The sequence below is a fragment of the Dyella humicola genome (assembly GCF_026283945.1).
Lineage (GTDB): Bacteria > Pseudomonadota > Gammaproteobacteria > Xanthomonadales > Rhodanobacteraceae > Dyella > Dyella humicola.
The window spans coordinates 1169326-1191555 of sequence record NZ_JAPDPC010000001.1; the positions used below are offsets into that span (position 1 = coordinate 1169326).

General features: G+C 63.2%; 20 protein-coding genes. 14 read left to right on the top strand and 6 right to left on the bottom strand.

Annotated elements, in window-relative coordinates:
- Window position 1: 1 nt before the first annotated feature.
- The 9 genes from OUZ30_RS05050 (at window position 2) to secF (ending at window position 9904) form a co-directional block, all read left to right on the top strand.
- The gene (locus tag OUZ30_RS05050) at window positions 2–916 is read left to right on the top strand and encodes an ABC transporter ATP-binding protein (protein ID WP_266181091.1); all 915 of its coding nucleotides are present in this window, start codon (window positions 2–4) and stop codon (window positions 914–916) included.
- Window positions 916–1713, top strand: coding sequence for an ABC transporter permease (locus tag OUZ30_RS05055; RefSeq protein ID WP_266181092.1), 798 nt, complete (start codon window positions 916–918; stop codon window positions 1711–1713). Before OUZ30_RS05050 ends, OUZ30_RS05055 begins: the two co-directional genes overlap by 1 nt.
- Window positions 1714–1758: 45 nt before the next feature.
- Complete coding sequence (locus OUZ30_RS05060) at window positions 1759–2973, top strand: sensor histidine kinase (RefSeq protein WP_266181094.1); 1215 nt, start codon at window positions 1759–1761, stop codon at window positions 2971–2973.
- Between the two features lie 193 nt (window positions 2974–3166).
- Window positions 3167–3769, top strand: a complete 603-nt coding sequence (locus OUZ30_RS05065; protein ID WP_266181095.1) for a response regulator transcription factor — start codon at window positions 3167–3169, stop codon at window positions 3767–3769.
- Between the two features lie 212 nt (window positions 3770–3981).
- Entirely contained in the window at window positions 3982–5013 is a 1032-nt protein-coding gene (queA, locus tag OUZ30_RS05070; RefSeq protein ID WP_266181096.1) for a tRNA preQ1(34) S-adenosylmethionine ribosyltransferase-isomerase QueA, read from the top strand.
- Between the two features lie 244 nt (window positions 5014–5257).
- The gene (tgt, locus tag OUZ30_RS05075) at window positions 5258–6385 is read left to right on the top strand and encodes a tRNA guanosine(34) transglycosylase Tgt (RefSeq protein ID WP_266181098.1); all 1128 of its coding nucleotides are present in this window, start codon (window positions 5258–5260) and stop codon (window positions 6383–6385) included.
- A gap of 242 nt (window positions 6386–6627) precedes the next feature.
- Window positions 6628–6969, top strand: a complete 342-nt coding sequence (yajC, locus tag OUZ30_RS05080) for a preprotein translocase subunit YajC (protein ID WP_266181100.1) — start codon at window positions 6628–6630, stop codon at window positions 6967–6969.
- A 90-nt stretch (window positions 6970–7059) separates the two neighbouring features.
- Window positions 7060–8931, top strand: a complete 1872-nt coding sequence (gene secD / locus OUZ30_RS05085) for a protein translocase subunit SecD (protein ID WP_266181101.1) — start codon at window positions 7060–7062, stop codon at window positions 8929–8931.
- Window positions 8932–8947: 16 nt separating this feature from the next.
- Entirely contained in the window at window positions 8948–9904 is a 957-nt protein-coding gene (gene secF, locus OUZ30_RS05090) for a protein translocase subunit SecF (protein ID WP_266181102.1), read from the top strand.
- 149 nt (window positions 9905–10053) lie between these two features.
- Here secF and OUZ30_RS05095 read toward each other — a convergent pair whose 3' ends face one another.
- The 6 genes from OUZ30_RS05095 to OUZ30_RS05120 form a co-directional block, all read right to left on the bottom strand.
- The gene (locus OUZ30_RS05095) at window positions 10054–11238 is read right to left on the bottom strand and encodes a radical SAM protein (protein ID WP_266181104.1); all 1185 of its coding nucleotides are present in this window, start codon (window positions 11236–11238) and stop codon (window positions 10054–10056) included.
- Between the two features lie 420 nt (window positions 11239–11658).
- A complete protein-coding gene (locus OUZ30_RS05100; protein ID WP_266181105.1) occupies window positions 11659–12774 on the bottom strand; it encodes a sterol desaturase family protein in 1116 nt (371 codons plus the stop codon).
- A 173-nt stretch (window positions 12775–12947) separates the two neighbouring features.
- Window positions 12948–13661, bottom strand: a complete 714-nt coding sequence (murU, locus tag OUZ30_RS05105) for an N-acetylmuramate alpha-1-phosphate uridylyltransferase MurU (protein ID WP_266181106.1) — start codon at window positions 13659–13661, stop codon at window positions 12948–12950.
- Entirely contained in the window at window positions 13658–14671 is a 1014-nt protein-coding gene (locus OUZ30_RS05110) for an aminoglycoside phosphotransferase family protein (RefSeq protein ID WP_266181107.1), read from the bottom strand. The genes murU and OUZ30_RS05110 overlap by 4 nt, the downstream gene beginning before the upstream one ends.
- Before the next feature lie 82 nt (window positions 14672–14753).
- Entirely contained in the window at window positions 14754–16094 is a 1341-nt protein-coding gene (locus OUZ30_RS05115; RefSeq protein WP_266181108.1) for an ammonium transporter, read from the bottom strand.
- The gene (locus OUZ30_RS05120; protein ID WP_266181109.1) at window positions 16084–16422 is read right to left on the bottom strand and encodes a P-II family nitrogen regulator; all 339 of its coding nucleotides are present in this window, start codon (window positions 16420–16422) and stop codon (window positions 16084–16086) included. The genes OUZ30_RS05115 and OUZ30_RS05120 overlap by 11 nt, the downstream gene beginning before the upstream one ends.
- 340 nt (window positions 16423–16762) lie before the next feature.
- On the opposite strand from OUZ30_RS05120, the gene OUZ30_RS05125 reads away from it, so the two are divergent.
- The 5 genes from OUZ30_RS05125 to OUZ30_RS05145 all read left to right on the top strand — a co-directional run bounded on the left by OUZ30_RS05125 (window position 16763) and on the right by OUZ30_RS05145 (window position 22228).
- Complete coding sequence (locus OUZ30_RS05125) at window positions 16763–17197, top strand: SUF system Fe-S cluster assembly regulator (RefSeq protein ID WP_266181110.1); 435 nt, start codon at window positions 16763–16765, stop codon at window positions 17195–17197.
- Window positions 17198–17241: 44 nt separating this feature from the next.
- A complete protein-coding gene (sufB, locus tag OUZ30_RS05130; RefSeq protein WP_266181111.1) occupies window positions 17242–18720 on the top strand; it encodes a Fe-S cluster assembly protein SufB in 1479 nt (492 codons plus the stop codon).
- Between the two features lie 111 nt (window positions 18721–18831).
- On the top strand, window positions 18832–19602 hold the full coding sequence (gene sufC, locus OUZ30_RS05135; protein ID WP_266181112.1) for a Fe-S cluster assembly ATPase SufC: 771 nt from the start codon (window positions 18832–18834) through the stop codon (window positions 19600–19602).
- The gene (gene sufD, locus OUZ30_RS05140; protein ID WP_266181113.1) at window positions 19599–20918 is read left to right on the top strand and encodes a Fe-S cluster assembly protein SufD; all 1320 of its coding nucleotides are present in this window, start codon (window positions 19599–19601) and stop codon (window positions 20916–20918) included. The genes sufC and sufD overlap by 4 nt, the downstream gene beginning before the upstream one ends.
- Window positions 20919–20980: 62 nt before the next feature.
- Window positions 20981–22228, top strand: coding sequence for a cysteine desulfurase (locus OUZ30_RS05145; RefSeq protein WP_266181114.1), 1248 nt, complete (start codon window positions 20981–20983; stop codon window positions 22226–22228).
- The last annotated feature ends 2 nt before the right edge of the window (window positions 22229–22230 follow it).

The window sequence follows — 22230 nt, forward strand, 5'->3', positions numbered from 1 at the left end:
CATGAAACAGCACGCTATTCCCGTCGCCAGCCTGGCCGGAGCGGTCAAACATTACGGTTCCTTAACGGCGCTGGATGGTCTGGACCTCATGCTGCATCGCGGCGAACTACTGGCCTTGCTGGGTCCCAACGGTGCCGGCAAGAGCACGGCGATAGGCCTGCTGCTCGGCTTGATACGCGCCGATGCCGGACGTGTCGAGCTGTTCGGTGAAGAACCGCAAAGCCTGCGTGCTCGCCGACGGGTCGGGGTGATGCTGCAGTCGGCCACGCTGCCGCAGACGTTACGCGTGGGCGAGTTGTTGCGTCTCACCATGAGCTATTACCCATCGCCACGCACGCTGGATGAATGCGCGACCTTGGCTGGTATTACCGACCTGCTCTCGAGGCCCTACGCAAGACTGTCCGGCGGGCAACAGCGTCGCGTTCAGTTTGCGATGGCGCTATGCGGCCGACCCGAGTTGCTGTTCCTCGACGAACCGACGGTTGGCATGGATATCGATGCGCGACAGCGACTATGGATGGCCATACGCAGTCTCGTGGCCGAAGGCTGTGCCGTGGTCTTGACCACGCACTACCTGGAAGAAGCCGAAGCGCTCGCGCAACGCGTCGTCGTGCTCGCCAAGGGGCGCGTACTCAGCGACGGCAGCGTGGATGCGTTGCGCTCGCGCGTGGCACTGACCCGCATACGATGCGTTACGGACCTGGATGAAGTGGCCTTGGCGCGTTGGGCGAACGTCGCGGCTGTCGAGCGCGATCAACGACATCTGCATATCCGCACCGACGCACCGGAGAACGTGCTGCGCCGCTTGCTGGATGCCGATCCCGCCCTGACCGAGCTGGAAGTGCTGCGCGCTGGCCTCGCCGAAGCGTTTACCGAACTCACCCGTGAAGCGACCACGACGCAGGAGGCAGCGTGATGACCACCGTTGAAGCGAGTTCCACCCGCTTGATCAGAACCGGCGAGATGCCGTGGCGCCGCCTGCTCGGCGCCTATGTCGCCGAAGCGCGCAGCGAATGTCTGCGCTACCTGCGGGCGCCGGGCTTCCTGTTGCCGGTGACCCTGTTCCCCACCATCTTCTACCTGCTGTTCGGCGTCGTGATGAATCGTGACGGCCATGCCGACGCCGCGCGCTACCTGCTGGCCAGCTACGGGGTGTTTGGCGTAATGAGTCCGGGCCTGTTCGGGTTTGGTGTGTCGCTCGCGATAGAACGCGACAACGGCCTGCTCACGCTCAAGCGCGCCCTGCCGATGCCGCCAGGCGCCTATCTGCTGGGCAAGATGCTGATGGCGATGCTGGCGGCGGGGACGGTCATCGTGCTGCTCATGCTCTTGGCCACTGGCCTGGCGCATGTGAGCTTGAGCCTGGGGCAGGCCGGCATGCTAATGCTGACCGGGATGCTTGGCGTATTGCCGTTCTGCGCGATGGGCATGTTCATCGGCACGCTGGTGAAGGGACAAGGCGCGCCGGGTGTGCTCAACCTGATCTACCTGCCGATGTCGTTCCTCTCCGGCTTGTGGGTACCTCTGTCGATGTTGCCGGCTCCGTTGCAGCACATCGCACCAATATGGCCCAGTGCACACCTGCAGGCACTGGCCCTTGGCGCCCTGGATTTGTCGCAGGCTGCAAGCGCTTGGCCGCATGTCCTCGTGCTCGGCGCTTACGCGGTGGTTTTTCTGCTGCTGGCTGCGCGGCGCCTGCGGCGCCACGGTTGAAGTAGCATGCAGACCCAGGGGAAGACACAACGGGAAGTGGGTGAAATGCGTAATACGATACGTGCATGGTTTACCCCCGCGCCGGATTCGCCGGTGGCCTACGCCATGCGCCAGGGCAAGTCGCCTTGGACCAACGCGGTGCACTTGCTGTGGTCCCTGTGGATATTCGTCACCCCGCTGTTCGACGGGTTCAGTACGCGCTGGGTCGTGCTGACCTTGGTCAGCTATCCGGTCTTCCTGCTGCTGTACGTCAAATGCTGTGTATCTTCGAGGCGGGTGAGCTATCGCTACGCCTTGATGCTGGTGGCGTTGGCCTTTGGATTGATGCCCTGGTACCCCAGTGCGCTGAGCTATTTCGTGTACGGCTGCGTGATGCTGCAAGGTTGCCGACTCAGCCTGCGCACCTACATGGTGGTCCTGCTCGCGCTCAACATCGCCTGCCTGTTGGAGGCGTGGTTGCTTCACTACCCGTGGCAAGCGGTGGTATGGATTCCGCTGACCACGTTCACGATTGGCCTGGTGATCAACGCCGAGCGCATCAGCAGTGGAAAAGACGCCGAGCTGCGCCTGTCGCATGACGAGGTCCGTCGTCTTGCCGCCACGGCCGAGCGCGAGCGCATCGGTCGCGACCTGCACGATCTGCTTGGACATACGCTGTCACTCATCACCTTGAAGCTGGAGTTGTCGCGCAAATTGTTCGACCGCGACAGCGAAGCCGCGCGGCGAGAAATGGAGGAGGCGGAAAAGGTTGCTCGGCACGCGCTGGCGGAAGTGCGCGCGGCGGTCAGCGGCATACGCGCCACCGATCTGGCCGCCGAGCTGGCGGCGGCGCGCCTGATGCTGGAGTCCTCCGCGGTCGCGCTGGACAGCGACGTGCTGCCGCCATCGTTGCCGGTCGATGTGGAGCGTGGCCTGGCACTGATACTGCGCGAGGCGGTCACCAATATTGCGCGGCATGCAAGGGCAACGCATGCACGCGTGTCGATCGTCGTGGTCGACCGCGTACTGCGTCTTTGCATCGAGGACAACGGTCGTGGCGGCGTCGGTAGCAACGGCAACGGCCTCAACGGCATGCGCGAACGTGTCTGCGCGTTGGGTGGTTCGCTGGAGGTTGACTCGCCGCCGGGCCACGGTACCCGTCTGCATATCCATGTGCCGCTGCGCATCCGCACGAATCCATGGGAGCGGGAGAGCGATGGCACCGACGACAACGCGGCGGCAGCCTCGACGTTGCCGCCGTTGGAACGGCGTGCGGTATGACGATCTTGTCTGGACCGCGCTCGGTCTTTCTGCCGTGTCTATCGGCCGTCAGCGCGACGACGGCGAGCACGATATTTTCAAGCAACAGAGGCACTCCCCCTATGCAAAAAGGCGATGACGACACTGGCGTCCTCTCCACCGATGGCAATGGCGCCCGCCTCGTCATGAGCACGACATGGCTGGGGAGCGCCGCATGATTCGCGTGTTGCTGGCCGAAGATCAGGCCATGGTGCGTGGCGCGCTGTCGGCCCTGCTCAATCTCGAAACGGATATCGACGTGCTGGGCTCGGCTGCCGATGGCGAGGCGGCGTGGCGTGAGCTGCAACGCCTGAAGCCCGACGTCCTGGTCACCGATATCGAGATGCCGGGCCTGACCGGACTGGAGCTGGCCCAGCGTATCCAGCGTCAGGAATTGCCGATCAAGGTGGTCATCGTGACCACTTTTGCGCGCCCTGGCTTTCTTCGTCGCGCGCTGGATGCCGGCGTGTCGGGCTATCTGCTGAAGGACGCACCTGCGGAGAACCTGGCAGAGGCGCTGCGCATGGTGCATCGGGGCGGTCGCGCCATCGACCCGCAACTGGCGCTGGAAGCCTGGTCGGAGGCCGACCCACTCAACGACCGCGAGCGGCAGGTGCTGCGTCTGGCCGGGGAAGGACAATCGGCCAACGATATCGCCAGTCAGCTCAATCTTTCACATGGGACGGTACGCAACTACCTTTCCGAGGCCATCGGGAAGCTGGGCGCGACGAACCGGATCGAGGCTTACAGGCTGGCGCGTCAGAAGGGTTGGCTCTGAGGGTCTGTTCAAAGTCTCCGCTACGGACAGGTGTTTGTACTCATTAGCTACTCGTCATCCCAGCATTCGCTGGAATGACGACTTAGGAAAGAGTGACGTTTCAGGCCTATCCAGCCCGCGTCACACGCCGCAAGCCAGCGGCCTGACATCGTGATGGGCTGTCGAAATGGGGTTTTGCGCGATAATGTCCCATTCGACGCTCAAGCCACGCCGTGAAGAAGACCGATTTCGATTTTGAACTCCCGCCCGAGCTGATCGCCCAGGCGCCGCTGGCCGAGCGCTCGGCCAGCCGTCTGCTGGTGCTCGATGTGGATGCGCAGACGCGCCAGGACCGCCTGTTCCGCGAGCTACCTGAATTCCTGCGCGAAGGCGACCTGCTCGTGTTCAACGACACGCGCGTGTTACCGGCGCGACTGCATGGGCGCAAGGACACCGGCGGCGCGGTCGAGATCCTGATCGAACGGGTCACCGGCACGCACGAAGCCACCGTGCAGTTGGGTGTCAGCAAGAAACCGAAGGAAGGCGGGCGCATCGAACTGGCGGATGGCAGCCATGCCGTGGTGCTGGGGCGCGATGGGGCATTCTTCCGATTGCGCTTCGAATCGCCTGATCCGCTGGAGCGGTTGTTGCTCCGGCTCGGCGAAATGCCGCTGCCGCCGTATATCGAGCGTCACGCCGACGATAGCGATCTGGAGCGTTACCAGACCGTGTTTGCGCGCGAGCCAGGTGCGGTCGCTGCGCCCACGGCAGGCCTGCATTTCGATGAGGGCATGCTGTCGCTGCTGCGCGAACGCGGCATCCAGTTTGGCTATGTGACCTTGCATGTAGGCGCCGGGACGTTCCAGCCGATACGTGCGGACGACATCAAAGATCATCAGATGCACCGCGAATGGCTGAATGTCGGCGCCAGCCTGGTGGAGCAGATTCGCCGCACGCGTGCCGCTGGCGGCCGCGTGATTGCCGTCGGAACCACCGTGGTTCGGGCGCTGGAGAGCGCGAGTCGCGATGGCCAGTTGCAGCCTTTCGCGGGTGAAACGCAGATTTTTATTTTTCCCGGCTATCGTTTCACCAGCATCGATGGCTTGCTCACCAACTTCCATTTGCCACAGTCGACCTTGCTGATGCTGGTTTCCGCGTTGGCCGGGCGGGAGTTCATGCTGGGCTCGTATCGGCATGCCGTGGAGCAGCGGTATCGGTTTTTCTCGTATGGCGATGCGATGTTGATCTTGCCGCGGGGTGGCTAGGTAGCCAGCACGTACCCATTCTTCGTGGCATTTGCCGAACCAATGCCCGTTGTAGGAGCGCACCCAGTGCGCGACCTCGGAATTGCCGCTTCGTTGGCTGGTCGCGCACTGGGTGCGCTCCTACAAACAGGGCGCGTGGCCGTGCCGATTGCCGGCCCTAACCGTCTCCCCACCGCAGGCAACGCCAAGCAGCGTCCGGAGCCCCCTAAAGCACGCCCCCCCCAAACACGCGATAATCCCCCGAATGACTTCCATGACTTTCGAACTTCAGGCCACCGACGGTGCGGCTCGTCGCGGCCGTCTTACGTTTGAGCGCGGCACGGTGGAGACACCGGCGTTCATGCCGGTGGGCACGTATGGCTCGGTGAAGGCGATGACGCCGCGGGACATCCGTGAAGTCGGCGCCGAGATCATCCTGGGCAACACCTTTCACCTGTTTCTGCGGCCGGGTCTGGAGGTCGTGGAGCAGTTTGGTGGCCTGCACAAGTTTATCGGCTGGGACAAGCCGATCCTCACCGACTCGGGCGGCTTCCAGGTGTTCTCGCTGGCGCACAAGCGCAAGATCACCGAGGAGGGCGTGGCGTTTGCTTCGCCGGTCGACGGTTCCAAGGTGTTCCTGTCGCCGGAGGAGTCGATGCGGATCCAGAAGGTGCTGGATTCGGATATCGCGATGATCTTCGACGAGTGCACGCCCTATCCGGCCACGGAGAAGGTGGCAGCCACGTCGATGGACCTGAGCCTGCGCTGGGCCGAGCGTTCGCGACGGGCATTCGACGACCAGAACAATCCGAATGCCTTGTTCGGCATCGTGCAGGGCAGCGTGTATGAGAACCTGCGCCGCCGTTCCGCCGAGGGCCTGGTCCATATCGGCTTTGACGGCTACGCGGTGGGCGGCCTCGCCGTGGGCGAGCCGGAGGCGGAGCGCAATCACACACTCGACTTCACCGTGCCCCTGCTGCCGCAGGACAAGCCGCGCTACCTGATGGGCGTGGGGCGGCCGGAGGATATCGTGGAAGCGGTGCGTCGCGGCATCGACATGTTCGACTGCGTGATGCCGACCCGCAATGCCCGCAACGGTTTCCTGTTCGTCGCCGAGGGCACCTTGCGCATCCGCAACGCCAAGTACGCCCAGGACACTCGGGTGATCGAGGAGGGCTGCGACTGCTACGCCTGCAGCAACGGTTTCAGCCGAGCCTACCTGCGGCATCTCGACCGCTGCAACGAGATCCTCGGCAGCCAGCTGGCCACCATGCACAACCTGCGGCATTACCAGCGGTTGATGGCCGGGTTGCGCGACGCGATTGCCGAGGGCCGGTTGGATGACTTTGTTGCGGAGTTCTATGCCCGCCGCCAGGGGGGCGTCGCCGCCTAGGTCGTCATTCCGGCTTGACCAGCCATTCGGCTGTTAAGAGCCGCCGGAATGACGGTAGGGGGAGGAACCTTCATGGCCTGCTCACGGTCGAGCACTTGGAAATCGTGCTCCCCGCCGCCAGAACCAGTGGCGGGAGGGCCTTGCGGCGCATGCAGGGTCCAGGGGCGCGTGGCATAATCCACGATCTTTTATCAGGTGCTGACAGAAATCCCTGTTGGTACCGCTACTTGCGAGACGAGCTGATGAATCTTCCGATGTCCTTCGTGATCGCTCAGGCTGCTCCGGCTGCCGGTGCCGGTCCGGCCGCGAATCCGCTGATGACGTTCCTGCCGCTGATTCTGTTGTTCGTGGTCTTCTATTTCCTGATGATCCGTCCGCAGATGAAGCGCCAGAAGGAACACCGCAACATGGTGTCGGCCCTGTCCAAGGGTGACGAAGTGGTCACCAATGGAGGCATTGCCGGCCGCGTGGAAGAGGTGGGTGAGAGCTTCATCACGGTCGAAATCGCACCGAATGTGAAGATCAAGCTGCAGAAGGGCGCTGTGCAGCAAGTGCTGCCCAAGGGCACGCTGAAGTTGTCCTGAGGGACGGGCCGGGGCGAGGGGCGCCGGCCACAACATGACGCATAGCTACCGCCGTGGCCCTTCGCGCCGCGGCTTTGACGGATTCAAGGCATGAGTGATTTTCCACGCTGGAAATATGCGCTGGTCGCCATCGTATTGGTGCTCGGTATTGTTTATGCGCTGCCGAACGCCTTCCTGCCGGTGCCTGCCGTGCAGATCACGGCGAACCGCAACGGCACGGTCGACCAGGCGCTCGAGCAGAAGGTCAGTGATGCCCTGAAGCAGCAGAACATCGCCACCACGAGTATCGAGGTCAAGGGCGACCATCTGCTGGCGAGCTTCATCAACGGCGACGTGCAGCGGACCGCCGCGGACGTCATCAAGTCGGCCCTGGGCGACGACTTCACCGTCGCGTTCAACCTCAAGTCCACCGTACCGGGCTGGCTTACCGCGATCGGTGCCAAGCCGATGCCGCTGGGCCTGGACCTGCAGGGCGGCGTGCACTTCCTGATGCAGGTCGATCAGAACGACGTGATCGACAAGCAGGAAACCCGCCACGCCGATGACATCCGCAGCCTGCTGCGCGAAAAGAACATCCGTTACGAATCGGTGACCCGCAATGCCGTGCGCGGCCAGGGCGTGTCCATCGTGCTGAAGTCCGCCGAGGACCGCACGGCCGCCACGAACGCCATCGCGGCCGAATACCCCGACCTGACCGTGCAGGACGGCCCGGTGACCGGCGACCGCTTCGTGCTCAACGCCGTGGTGCGTCCTGACAAGTTGCGCGAGCTGTCGCTCAATACCATCCGCCAGAACCTGGGTACGTTGCGCAACCGTATCAATGTGCTGGGCGTGTCCGAACCGATCATCCAGCAGCAGGGCGAGAGCCGCATCGTCGTTGAGCTGGCCGGCGTGCAGGACACGGCCGAGGCCAAGAAGCTGATCGGTGCTACCGCCACGCTGGAATATCGGGCTGGTTTTGGTACACCGCAACAGGCCATCGACGCCGTGCGTAGCGGCATCATTCCGCCGGACGCGCGTCTTTACAAGAATCACGAGGGCCAGCCTTACCTGCTGAGCAAGAACGTCATCGTCACCGGCGACCAGCTGGCGGACGCTTCGTCGACGTTCGACCAGCAGAGCGGCAGCCCGGCGGTGTCGGTGACGCTGAACGCGGCGGGCGCCAAGAAGATGCTGGACTTCACCACCAGCAACGTCGGCAAGCCGATGGGCGTGGTCTATGTGGAGCGTGTGGTCGACACCAAGATCGTGGACGGCAAGGAAGTTCGCACGCCGAAGATCACCGAAGAGGTGATCAACTACGCCACCATCCAGGGCGTGTTCGGCAAGAACTTCCAGACCACCGGCCTGCGCAGCCCGAAGGAAGCATCCGAACTGGCCCTGCTGTTGAAGGGTGGCTCGCTGGCCGCGCCGGTCGACATCGTCGAAGAGCGCGTGATCGGCGCCAGCCTCGGCCAGGACAACATCCAGAAGGGCTTCAAGGCCGTGATGATCGGTCTGGCCCTGGTGCTGCTCGCTGCGGCGATTTACTACAAGCTGTTCGGCCTGGTGGCGGATATCGCGCTGTTCTTTAACCTGGTGATCCTGGTGGCGGTGATGTCGGCCATCGGCGTCACGCTGACCATGCCGGGCGTCGCCGGTATTGTGCTCACCCTGGGTATGGCCATCGACGCGAACGTGCTGATCTGCGAGCGCATACGCGAGGAGTTACGCAACGGCTCCACGCCGCATGCGTCAATCCGCGCTGGCTATGAGAAGGCGTGGTCCACCATTCTCGACGCCAACGTCACCCATCTTATCGCCGCGCTTGCACTGACCACGATGGGTTCCGGCCCGATCAAGGGCTTCGGCGTGACCTTGCTGATCGGTATCCTGACCTCGATGTTCACCTCGGTCACCGTGACGCACGCGATCACTGCGCTCATCCACGGCCACCGCAAGCTCAAGACGCTGTCGGTCTGAAGAGGAACAGGCACACATGGAAATCTTCAACCACAACAGCAATATCAACTTCCTCGGCATGCGGAAGTTCAGCATCGGCATCGCCATCCTGCTGATGATCGCCTCCATCGGACTCATCGTGGGGAAGGGGCTCAACTACGGCCTCGACTTCACCGGTGGTGTCGCGCTGGTAGTCGATTACCAGCAGCCGGTCACCACGGCCGAGGTGCAGGCGGCGCTCGACAAGGGCGGTATCGAGCATTCGCTGGTCGCCAGTCTTGGCGGTACGCGTGAAGTCTCGGTGCGCTTCCAGCCGACCGCCGCAATGATGGATGAAGCCGGCAAGGTCAACCTGGACAAGGTGGCCAGCGTGGCTACCGCTGCGCTTACGGCAGCTCGTCCGGATGCCACGGTGAAGAGCCGTGACTACGTAGGTTCGCAAGTAGGTGAGGAACTGCGTGGCGACGGCATCATCGCCGCTCTCGTAGTCATGCTCGGTATCGGTGTTTACCTGGGCATTCGCTTCGAGTGGCGCTTCGCCGTGGCCGCCATCCTCACCGAGTTCCACGACGCCTTGATCACTGTAGGTATCTTCGCCCTGGTGCAGCGCGAATTCGACCTGACCGTGCTTGCCTCGGTGCTGGCGGTGATCGGTTACTCGATCAACGACAAGGTGGTGGTGTTCGACCGCGTGCGCGAACTGTTCCGTTCCTCGCGCAAGGCCGAGCCGGAAGAGATCCTCAACCGCTCGATCAACAGCACGCTGTCGCGAACCATCATCACCTCACTGTTCACCGGTATCACCATGGCCGCGCTGTATTTCATCGGTGGTCCGGTGGTGCACAACTTCGCCATCACCATGCTGATCGGCATCCTGGTCGGCACGCTGTCCTCGATCTTCGTCGCCAGCCCGATCCTGCTATGGCTCGGCGTCTCCAAACAGGACCTGATGCCCAGGACCAAGGAAAACCCGGAACTCGCGCGTCGCCCATAAGCGCCACGCGACTCTGTAAAAAAAACGGCCCGGGTTTCCCGGGCCGTTTTTTTGTCTCGCCAACCTGATTGTACTTACCTGTCTATTAGTCAAATCAGGTGTCGCCGGATCTCTCTACTTTTTGGATCACCGCATTCCTTGAGGGCAGGTCAAGGATGATCCGGCTTTAATTCGCCTTTCGACGGTGCACGGAACGCGGCGCGTCGCTTCGTGAGGGCGTTGGCACTCATGCTTGGCAACTCCTCACTCGAAAGCGCCCATAGCGAAGTCGCGACGCCGCGCTGGAACAGCGAACTGACGGCTGAGCGGAAGTCGCCCCGGCCCAGGGCCTGGGCCGAGTCGGCCAGGGCCATGGCGCCGTGCATCAGCACGCTCGCATGCCGGTAGCAGGACATCATGCAGGCGTTGCAGGGCTCGCGTTGATCGGGAAAGCGATCGAGGTCGAAGACTGAACCCATGGGCTCTGACCAGGCCTCGCAGCGCCAGATATCGAGGTTCCAGTCGAGATAGAAATACTTGCTGCCACCGACGCAGGGAATCAGTTGCTGTTCGCCGCGCACGAAGCGGGCGACCTCGGCCAGCGCGGCTTTTGGATCCATTACGCGAAAGCGCTTTTTCATGCGCGCGATTTTGTTCAACGCGTCGAGAATTTCTTCAGCGCTCAGGTCGACCAGCGTCGACGTTTCATCGTAGACGAGCGACGAGGAGCCGAACGCCTCGCGCCTTGGGTAAGAGAACGAGACGGAATCGAAGCCAAGCCGCGTGAGTGTCTCCGGCAGCAAGTCGTAATTGACCAGGCGGCTTACGGTGACCGAGGCGCAGACCGGGATGCCGAAGCTGCGCGCCCGCGCAATGCCGTCTGCAATACGCGCCTCCAGACCCTGCAGGCCGCGATTGTGCTCATGCTCGCCCATGTTGGCGCTATCGATCGAAACGAGCAGGCGCTTCAGGCCCGCAGCCGCCAACTGGTCAATGTGCCGGGAAAGGAACCAGCCGTTGGTGATCAGGCCGCATTGCATGCCGGCCTTGGTGGCCGAGGCGACGAGTGATTCGATCTGTGGATGAACCAGGGGCTCGCCGCCCTGAAACGTCATGTAGCGAATGCGACGTTTGCGCAAGATCGGTAATGCCCGCTCAAATTCGTCCGGCGCAAGATAACGTCGCGGCCCTGCCAGCTTCTTGTCGCGCGAGAAGCCACAGAAGTCGCAGGCTGCGTTGCATACGTTGGTGACCGAAACGTCGCAGACCGCCGGCAAGGCATTCGGTGAAGGGGGGGCGCTACCGTCGGCGTGCCGCTGATCATGCCCTGCCGTGTCCCGCACTTTTGTATCCATAGAACCCCCGTTGGTCTGGCCACGCGCTCTGCCCGAACAAGGGGGCACATACGCCTCACGGTGATACTGGTTTGCGTCTGTGCCGCTGGCAGCTGTTCGGCTGGAGGCGATGGGCAGCCAGCGGCAAGGGGCATGCTAGGTCCATTCCTACATTCGAAATGTGAAGGTCTGGTGTAGGTCGCCGATGGGCCGCACCGAACGACGTTCAAGCCCCGTGGCCCGCCCATTAGGGTCATTGAGATGCGTTCGGGACAGCCATGACGACGCGGGGCGCATGCGCCAACGGCCTTGCGCCGCCAGCCTCAACCACCCGGGTCATGTTTACCGAGCGGGTTCGACGCCGCGAAAAGGCACGCCGCCCATGTCCCTGCCAAGGTGATCTTTCCCAGGGCGAGAACAGGGGCTGCCGGTGATCCGGGGTCAGGCCGTTTCGGTGCTTTCGCGAACCGCCGAGCTGGTGCTTTCCGCTTCGTGTGAAGCATGGGCCGGCTGCAACACGTGATGCCCCAGTGCATGCAGGTCGAGTTGGTCGACCGGGATCGGCCGGTAGTCGGGGCCGAAGGCCACTTCGCCCAGTTTCCAGCCGGCCGGCCGACGCACGGCGCCCCAGAAGCGCTTGATGCCGTTCCAGTGCAACCCGATCAGATTGTGGTTGTTGTCGTCGTCGACCATCGGGTCGCCCACGCCGGTGGGACGGGGCGGTTCGCCGTACAGCGCGGTGCCGAACAGCACGTCCCAGATCGAGAACACCTGGCCGAAGTTGCAGTTGTGCAGCTTCGGTCGGGTCGGATCGACCAGCATGTGGTGCAGGCGGTGGAACTTGGGCGCCACGAACACGCGATCGAATACCGGGCCGAAGCCGAGACGCACGTTCGTGTGCGAGAGGTTTTGCACCAGTTCGCCCACCAGCACCAGCCAGGCAAATTGCTCCGGCTCCACGCCGATCACGATGCCGACCACGGCGAGAATCATCGACTGCAGGAAGCCGTCGATCGGGCTGCCGCGGTCGTTGGTCCAGCAGCTCATCTGGCGCGTGCTGTGATGCAGGCTGTGCAAGGCCCACCACCACGGCAGCGCGTGTTGCATGCGATGCATCCAGTAGTAGACGAAGTCGTAGACGAGGTAGTAACAGAAGAACAGCAGCAGCGGATGCGCCTTGAGCACGGGTACCCAATGGGTGAGCGCCAGCGGCGAGGCGCTGGGGTCGCTGGGACCGGTGTCGGGGCCGCCGAAGAAATTGGCGATCGGCGAGAGCACCAGGTAGCTGAAGACGGGGAAGATGCCGATCAGCATCATCAACGTGTACTGGAAATCCGCCCGGGTGAGCTTGCGGTCGGTCCATTTTTCCGCCGGCATCAGGCTTTCGAGCGGGCGGAAGATGAAGCCGATGATGCAAAGCTGGAGCGTGGCGACCAGCAGCGCGCCCGAGATGTCGTTCGCATTGCCGGCGAGGTCTTGCAGATGCAGGAACTGCAGTACGGGGAGCACGCCATGCTCGGCAAACCAGCTGACCCAGTGGGACCACAGTTCGGACATCTTTGAATACACCTTGCTTGGGGCGGGCAGGCTCGGCAGGCTGGAGTCTTTGGCGCGACCGACTGGGGCTGTCCGTGGCGCCGCTCCGGCGCTCTACTGAACCGGGTGGTTTAGGATACCGGCGGCGACCGCAGGCATCCAGTCGACAGGATTTTGCGTCGCCGACCTTTCGCTCAGCTGGCGGAGCGCAGGCGGGCGTCCAACTCGTTCAGCCGCTGCGGCGTACCGACGTCGGTCCAGGCGCCGCGATGGTGGCTGCCGCTCAGTTTTTCCTGGGCCATGGCGCGCAGCAGCAGCGGTTTCAGTTTGAACGCGGGTGGCTGCGCGTCTAGATCGGCGGTGTGACCGATCACCTCGCGCCAATCGTCGAGTAATTCGCGCCGGAAAACGCCCAAGCCGCTATAGGTCAGGCGCGGCGGCGCGTCGTCATCGTGCAGCAGGCCTTCATCGTCCAGCCGGAAATCACCGTGCGGATGTTGCGCCGGGTTATCCACCATCAGCAGGTGCGCGAGACCGCGGGGTTCGGAGGGCAGCGCAGCGAAATCGGCATCGGTCCAGACATCGCCATTGATCACGATGAACGGCTCCGGGCCGAGCAGGCCGAGAGCGTTAAGCATGCCGCCACCGGTTTCCAGCGGCGTTGGCCCTTCATAGGCGTATCGGATGCGGAGGCCCCAGCGCGAGCCATCGCCCAGCGTGTCGGGGAACTGTTCGGCCAGGTGCGAGGTGTTGATCACTACGTAATGCACGTCGATGGCGGCGAGCTTTTCCAGATGCCACACGATCAGTGGTTTGCCGCCGACCGGCAGCAAGGGCTTGGGAGTGTGGTCAGTGAGCGGGCGCATGCGCTCGCCCAGGCCGGCCGCAAAGATCAGTGCGTGCCTCATGCGGCGGCTACCTGGGTGAGATCGCGTCCTTGCGCATGGCGCTCGAGCAGGGCGACGAAGTCCGCCAATTCCGGATAGCTGCGCGCCACCGATACCACGTAGTGATAAACCCGTGGCACGTCGGCCAGATAGCCCGGCTTGCCGTCGCGATACCACAGCCGATAGAACTGCCCGAGGACCCGGATATGGCGGTGCAGACCGGTGAGATCGAACCAGCGCAGGAAGTGCGCGCAGTCGATGTCCTTGCCGATCAACCCCGCATCCACGAGTCGTCGCCGATAGGACTCCACCCAGCCCTCGATGCGTTCGCGCGGCCAGGTGATATAGGCGTCGCGCAGCAGGGAGGCGAGGTCGTAGGTGATGGGGCCGGCCAGGGCGCCCTGGAAGTCGATGATGCCGGGATTGTTGTCGTGGACGATCAGCAGGTTGCGGCTATGGAAGTCGCGGTGCACGAAGCAGCGGGGCTGTTGCAGCGCGTTGCGTATCACCACATCAAAAGCGGCTTCCAGTACGTCCCATTCGTCGCAATCCGGCGTGTGGCCGAGATGGCGGCCGAGAAACCACTCCGGCATGACTTCCAGTCCGCGCACGAGCAGGGCATGGTCGAACGGTGGCAGGTCGCTGTAGTCCATGCGCGACTGCATGCGCAGCAGTGCATCCATGGCATCGCCGTAGAGTTGGTCCGCGCTGTCTTCGTTCAATGCCGGCAGGTACAGGCGCGTGCCGAGATCCTCGATCAGCAGGAAGCCCTGCTCCAGGTCATGCGCATGCACCGCCGGTACATGCAGGCCGGCGGCAGCGAGACGCGCGTTCATGGCCAGCCACGGGCGCGGATCTTCCTGCGCGGGCGGCGAGTCCATCACGATCCAGCTGGAGCCGGCATGGTGCGTGCGCCAATAGCTGCGGAAGCTGGCGTCGGAGGAGGCGGGTTCGAGGGTGAGCGCGGCGTCGCCGAGCGTGGAGCGGGTCCAGGCCAGGCGGGCGGCGGCGCGATCGGGAGCGGTGGTCATGGTGTGCTGCTAGTGACGATGCGCAAAGCTTAACGGCTCGCGGCTTTAGCTTCCTCTCCCCGTTGGGGAGAGGGAGCAGCGATCACGACAGGTTGTAGGCCTTCTCTTCGTGCAGCGCCAAATCCAGGCCGATCTGTTCCTGCTCCTCATCCACGCGCAGGCCCAGTGTCCAGTCGATCAGCTTGAGAATGAGCAGGCTGAGTACGGCGCTCCAAATCACGGTGAAGCCCACGCCCTTGGCCTGGATCCACAACTGCCCCCCCAGCGATTCGACGTTGCCGAAACCGCCAAGCTTCGGCGACGCCAAAGGGCCGGTGAGCAAGGCGCCGACGATGCCGGCCACCGCGTGCACGCCAAATACATCAAGTGAGTCGTCGTAGCCGAGCCTGTGCTTCAGGCGGGTGGCGCTGAAGAAGCAGATGACGCCGGCGAGCAAGCCAAGTACCAGGCCGCCCCCAGGGCCGGCCGTGCCTGCGGCGGGCGTTACGGCGACCAGGCCCGCCACCGCGCCGGAAACAATGCCCAGCACGCTGGGGCGCCCGTGCGCGATCCACTCTGCCCCCAACCAGCCAAGAGCGGCAGCGGCGGTGGCGATCTGGGTGACCAGCATGGCCATGCCGGCGCTACCGTTGGCGGCAACGGCCGAGCCCGCGTTGAAGCCGAACCAGCCCAGCCATAGCAGGCTGGCCCCCACCACGGTGTAGCCGAGGTTATGCGGCGGCATCGGCACATGGGGGTAGCCACGGCGCTTGCCGATCACCAGGCAGGCGATCAGGCCGGCGATACCGGCGTTGATATGCACCACCGTGCCGCCGGCAAAGTCGAGCACGCCCAAGTCGCCCAGCAGGGAGCCCGGTCCACTCCACACCATATGCGCCACCGGCAGATAGACGATGGTGAGCCAGAGTCCGCTGAACCACAGCAGCGCACTGAACTTCATGCGTTCGGCGAAGGCGCCGATGATCAGTGCCGGCGTGATGATCGCGAAAGTCAGCTGGAACATCACGAACACGCTTTCCGGCACCGTTTGGTAGCGCGAATCCGGCTTGAGCCCGGCGAGGAACACGCGGTCCAGCCCGCCAATAAACGAATGCAGATTGGTGACGCCTGCTTGCATGCCTTCGGTGCTGAAGGCGAGCGAATAGCCATAAAGCATCCACAGCACCGACACCACGGCGGTGATGGCAAAGCACTGCATCAGAATGGACAGCAGGTTCTTGGAGCGCACCATGCCGCCGTAGAACAGCGCCAGCCCGGGGATGGTCATCAACAGCACCAGGGCCGTGGCGGTGAGCATCCATGCCGTGTCGCCGCTGTCGATATGCGAGGGGGCGGCTGCCTGTGCCCACGCGGGTGCCGAGGCGGCCAGGGCGATCAGGCCAAGCGTCACGCGTCGCTTCAGAGCTTTTGCATCAAAGCGCATCGACGTCGACCTCCTGCGTGCGAATGCGGATGGCTTGTTCCAGCTCGCTGACAAAAATCTTGCCATCGCCGATCTTGCCGGTGCGCGCAGTGCTGCTGATCGCTTCGATGGCGTGTTCGAGCTGTTCATCAGCCACCGCCACCTCAAGCTTGAGCTTGGGAAGAAAGTCCACCACGTACTCGGCGCCGCGATAGAGCTCGGTGTGCCCGTGCTGCCGGCCAAACCCCTTGACCTCTGTGACGGTCATCCCCGTCACACCCACCTCGGTCAACGCCTGGCGAACATCGTCCAGCGTGAACGGTTTGATGATGGCCGTAATCCACTTCATCCCCAGAGCTCCCCATGCCGTAGATATGTGGCAGTGCAGCACGATGCGTGCCAGGAGGGTTCGTGTGCTGCGATGTCGATCACCAACTGCCTCTCCGTCATCCCGGCGAAAGCTAGAATGCAGTGTCTTCAAAGGGTTGCAGAGGCACTGGATCCCAGCTTTCGCCGGGATGACGGAGAGGTATTGGCCAGGTTGCGGTAAAGCCATGGCTCTGCATTGCCCAAAAACGGGGCGGCGCAGCACCACTAAGCCCGCTTTTGGTGCAGCGCCCTGGTTTGACTGGCACGGCGTTAATCAGTACCATTTTGGTCCCGATTCGAGCAGTCCTGGCCGCTTCCCTATGCTTCGCGTCAGCCGCCTCACCGATTACGCCACGGTGGTGATGACCTGCATCGCCGCCCATCCTGACGACGTGCTCAGCACGGCGCAGATCGCTGATGAGACGCGCCTGGAGCTGCCCACCGTGAGCAAGCTGCTGAAGCTGCTTGGCCATGCCGGGCTGGTGGAATCCTTCCGTGGCGTCAACGGCGGCTACCGGCTGGCGCGACCGGCCGGGGAGATCACCCTGGCGCAGATTGTCGAAGCGCTTGAAGGCCCCATCGGCATGACCGAATGCAGCGTCGCCGTCGGCCAGTGCGACCGCGAATCGCTATGCGGCGTGCGTACCAATTGGCAGCACGTGAATAGCGTCGTGGATAACGCCCTGCGCGCCGTCAGCCTGTCCGACATGCTCAAACCACCTAGTCGTCGTATCGACGCGAACCTGATCGGATGACACCTGATCTTCCCTCGACCGCCCACGACGACACGAAGACGACCATGACCACCGAAACCTCCGAACGCAGCGACACCTCCACCACGCTTCGCGACAACGCTGAAGTTGCCGAGGCGCTGGGCCGTCGCTACGAGGCCGGCTTCGTCACGGACATCGAAACCGACAGCCTGCCGCCCGGCTTGTCCGAAGACATCATCCGCCAGCTGTCCGCGCTCAAGCAGGAGCCGGAGTGGATGACCGAGTGGCGCCTCAAGGCGTACCGCCACTGGCTCACCATGCCGACGCCGGACTGGGCCAAGCTCAATCTCAGTCCGATCGACTATCAGGCGATCAGCTACTACGCCGCGCCCAAGGAGGGCCCGAAGTCGCTGGACGAAGTCGATCCGAAGCTGCTGGAAACCTACGAGAAGCTCGGCGTGCCGTTGCACGAGCGCGCCAGGCTAGCCGGTGTGGCGGTGGATGCCGTGTTCGACTCGGTCTCCGTGGGTACCACCTTCCGCAAGGAGCTGGCCGAAGCCGGCGTGATCTTCTGCTCGATGAGCGAGGCGATCCGCGAGCACGGCGAGCTGGTGCAGCAGTACCTGGGCAGCGTGGTGCCGACCGGCGACAACTATTTCGCGGCCTTGAACTCGGCGGTGTTCTCCGATGGCTCGTTCGTGTTCATCCCCAAGGGCGTGCGTTGCCCGATGGAGCTGAGCACCTACTTCCGCATCAACGCGATCAACACGGGACAGTTCGAGCGCACCTTGATCGTCGCGGAAGATGGCGCCTACGTGTCCTACCTCGAAGGCTGCACCGCGCCGATGCGCGACGAGAACCAGCTGCACGCCGCCGTGGTGGAACTGGTCGCGCTGGAGAAGGCGCAGATCAAGTATTCGACGGTGCAGAACTGGTATCCGGGCGACGAGAACGGCGTCGGCGGCATCTACAACTTCGTGACCAAGCGCGGCGATTGCCGCGGTGATGACTCCAAGATTTCCTGGACCCAGGTCGAAACCGGTTCGGCGATTACCTGGAAGTACCCCAGCTGTGTGCTGCGCGGCGATCGTTCGGTGGGCGAGTTCTACTCGGTGGCACTCACCCATCATCATCAGCAGGCCGATACCGGCACCAAGATGATCCATATCGGCAAGGGCACCAAGTCCAAGATCATCTCCAAGGGCATCAGCGCCGGCCGCAGCAGCAACAGCTATCGTGGCCTGGTGAAGGTGGAGAAGGGCGCCGAAGGCGCGCGCAACTACACCCAGTGCGACTCGCTGCTGATCGGCAAGAAATGCGGCGCCCACACCTTCCCCTATATGGAAGTGAAGAATCCCACGGCCATCGTCGAGCACGAAGCCACCACCTCCAAGATTTCCGACGACCAGCTGTTCTATTGCCGTAGCCGCGGCATCGGCGAGGAAGACGCCGTATCGATGATCGTCGATGGCTTCTGCAAGCAGGTGTTCCGCGAACTGCCGATGGAGTTCGCGGTGGAAGCGAAGAAGCTGCTGGAAGTATCGCTGGAAGGTGCGGTGGGATGATCCGCTCCACCCGGCATCCGCAGCCCTGTGGCGCGGTGTCACCCTCTGTATCGAATCGACTCCAACTATTGATCGTGCCGTGCCTGCGGGCCGCTAACTGAAGAATCTGCCATGCTGAAGATCGAAAACCTGCACGCCCGCGTCGAGGGCAAGGACATCCTCAAGGGACTCACGCTTACCGTGAACCCGGGCGAGGTGCACGCGATCATGGGGCCGAACGGTGCTGGAAAATCCACGCTGGGCAACGTGCTTTCGGGGCGCGACGGTTACGAAGTGACCGAGGGCTCGGTGAGCTTCAACGGCGTCGATCTGCTTGCCATGGAGCCCGAAGAGCGTGCCGCCGCCGGTGTGTTCCTGGCGTTCCAGTATCCGGTGGAAATTCCCGGGGTGAACAACACGTATTTCTTGCGCGCCGCGCTCAATGCGCAGCGCAAGCAGCGCGGCGAGAAGGAACTGGATTCCATGCAGTTCCTGAAGCTGGTGCGCGAGAAGCTCAAGATCATGCAGATCTCCGATGAGTTGCTGCATCGCGCGGTGAACGAGGGTTTCTCTGGCGGCGAGAAGAAGCGCAACGAGATCTTCCAGATGGCCGTGTTGGAACCGAAGCTGGCGATCCTCGACGAGACCGATTCGGGCCTGGATATCGACGCGCTCAAGCAGGTCGCGCAAGGCGTGAATGCGCTGCGTTCGTCCGAGCGTGGTTTCCTGATCATCACGCATTACCAGCGCCTGCTCGACTATATCGAGCCGGACTTCGTGCATGTGCTGGCCGATGGCCGCATCGTGGAAAGCGGTGACAAGACGCTGGCGCTCAAGCTGGAAGAGCACGGCTATGCCTGGGTCACCGAGAAGGATCCCGCGCTGACGGGGGCGTCCGCATGAGCGAGCCGCAACGCATGCCTTTCGTCGAGTCGCTGCTGGAAGCGGCGGCGCAGGCGCGCTTGCCCGGCAGTAACATCGGCTGGCTGGATGCCGCGCGCCGCGAGAATCTCCAAGCCTTCGCCGCGGCCGGCTTGCCGGATACGCGGATGGAGGCCTGGAAATACACGGCGCTGCGCGCATTGGGGCAGCGACGCTTTGCACCCGGCGATGCACTTGCAGCCACGCGCGACATCGATCCTGCTGCGCTCGCGCTGCCGGGTATGGACGGGCCCGCGTTGGTTTTCGTCAATGGCGTATTCCGTGCGGACCTTTCCCGTATCCATGCTCTTCCAGCCGGGCTGAGCCTGCAGCCGCTCTCGCAGGCCTTGCAGGGTGACGCCGAGCCGCTGCGCTTCGCGCTGTCGCGGCATTACCGCGAAGGCGGTGATGTGTTCGCACGCCTCAATGCGGCCCTCGCTGGCGATGGCGTGGTGCTGCAAGTCGCTGCTGGCGCGAAGTTCGCGCAACCCGTGCAGCTGGTGTTTGTGGGTGCGCCCGCCGAAGGCGATCTTGCCTGGCATGTCAGGCATGTGATCGAACTGGGTGAGGGTGCCGAGCTTTCCGTGGTCGAACATCACATGGCGACGGGTGCCCATCAGCACTTGGGCACGCAGGTGATGGATGTCGTGCTGCGCAAGGGGGCGCAGTTGCGTCACGTCACACTGCAGAACGCCGCCGAGGGCAGCACCCTGGTGCGCCACAACAGCGTGCAACTGGATACTCAGGCGCAGGCCATGCTGTACGTGTTGGAGCTGGGCGGCTCGCTGGTTCGGCATGATCTCCACGCGACGCTGGTGGGCGATCAGTCCCGCCTGCAAACGCGCGGCGTCTTCGTGCTGCAGGGCCGCCAGCATATCGATACGCAGATGGCCATCCGTCACCAGGCGCTCAATACGGCGTCGGAGTCGGTGTGGCGCGGAGTGGCTGACGGGCGTGCGCGTGGGGTGTTCCGCGGTGCGATCGTGGTTGCCCGGGGTGCCGACGGCAGTGATGCCAGCCTTAGCAGCAAGAACCTACTGCTTTCCTCTCAGGCCGAGATCGACACCAAGCCCGAGCTGGAAATCTACGCGGACGAAGTGAAGGCGGCGCATGGCGCAACCGTCGGCCAGCTCGACGAGCGTTCGCTGTTCTACTTGCGTTCGCGCGGCATTCCGTTGACCGAGGCCCGCTCCATGCTTACGGCAGCGTTCTGCCGGGCGGTATTCGAATCGCTGCCCGAAGAGAGCCTTCGCGATCACCTTTACCACCAGCTGATGGCGCACCTGCCGTCTGCTTGAGTCACACCTACGGCCCGCGATGATCGATGCATCACCGCGCGCGACAAGGCGAAACGACCACGATGAACGCACAGTCCAAACATCTCCCTACGGTTTTCGACGTGCAGCGCATTCGTGCGGATTTCCCCTTGCTGTCGCGCACCGTGCACGACAAGCCGCTGATCTATTTCGATAACGCCAATACCAGCCAGAAGCCGGTGAGCGTGATCGAGGCCGTGAACAATCATTACCGCGAGCACAATGCCAACGTGTCGCGTGCCGTGCATCTGCTTGGCGAAGAAGCGACCGCCGCCTATGAGGGTGCGCGCGACAAGCTGGCGCGCTTCATCAATGCCACCTCGCGTAACGAGCTGGTGCTCACCTCCGGCACCACGCAGTCGATGAATCTGGTGGCCTATAGCTATGCGCTGCCGCGACTGAAAGCGGGTGACGCGATCCTCACTACGGTGATGGAGCATCACGCCAATATCGTTCCCTGGCAGCTGGTCGCCCAGCGCAGCGGCGCGACGGTGAAGCCGGCGCCGATCGACGAACGCGGCGAGTTGATCGTCGAGAAATACTTCGAGATGCTTACGCCGGAAGTGAAGCTGGCTTGCGTCACGCATGTATCTAACGTGTTGGGCACGGTGAATCCGGTGCGCGAGATCGCCAGGGAATGTCGCAAACGGGGCATCCCACTGCTGGTCGATGGGTCGCAGGCCGTACCGCACCGCCCGGTGGACGTGCAGGCCTTGGGTTGCGATTTCTACGCTTTCACCGGCCACAAAATGCTGTCTCCCACCGGCACCGGCGCTTTGTGGGCGCGCAAGGAATATCTCGAAGCGATGCCGCCGTTCTTTGGTGGTGGCGAAATGATTCGCGAAGTTCGCTTCGATGGCACCACGTTTGCGGAGCCGCCGCACAAGTTCGAAGCCGGTACGCCGAATATCGCGGGCTTTGTGGGCTTGGGTGCTGCCATCGACTATTACGAATCGATCGGCTTCGAGGCCATTCATGCGTGGGAGCAGCAGTTGCTTGCCTACGCTACCGAACGACTGCGCGAGATTCCCGGCCTGCGCCTGTTCGGCGAGGCGAAGGAAAAGGAGCCTGTCATCTCGTTCCTGATCGAAGGCGCGCAGGCGACCGATCTCGCGACCTTGCTCGACCTTCAGGGCGTCGCGGTCCGCTCCGGCCATCATTGCGCGCATCCGCTGATGCAGTTCTACAACGTGCCCGCCACGCTGCGCGCATCACTTGCGTTCTACAACACCCGCGAAGAGATCGACGCGTTCGTTACCGCGCTGCTCAAGGTGCGCAAGCTGTTGATGTAAGG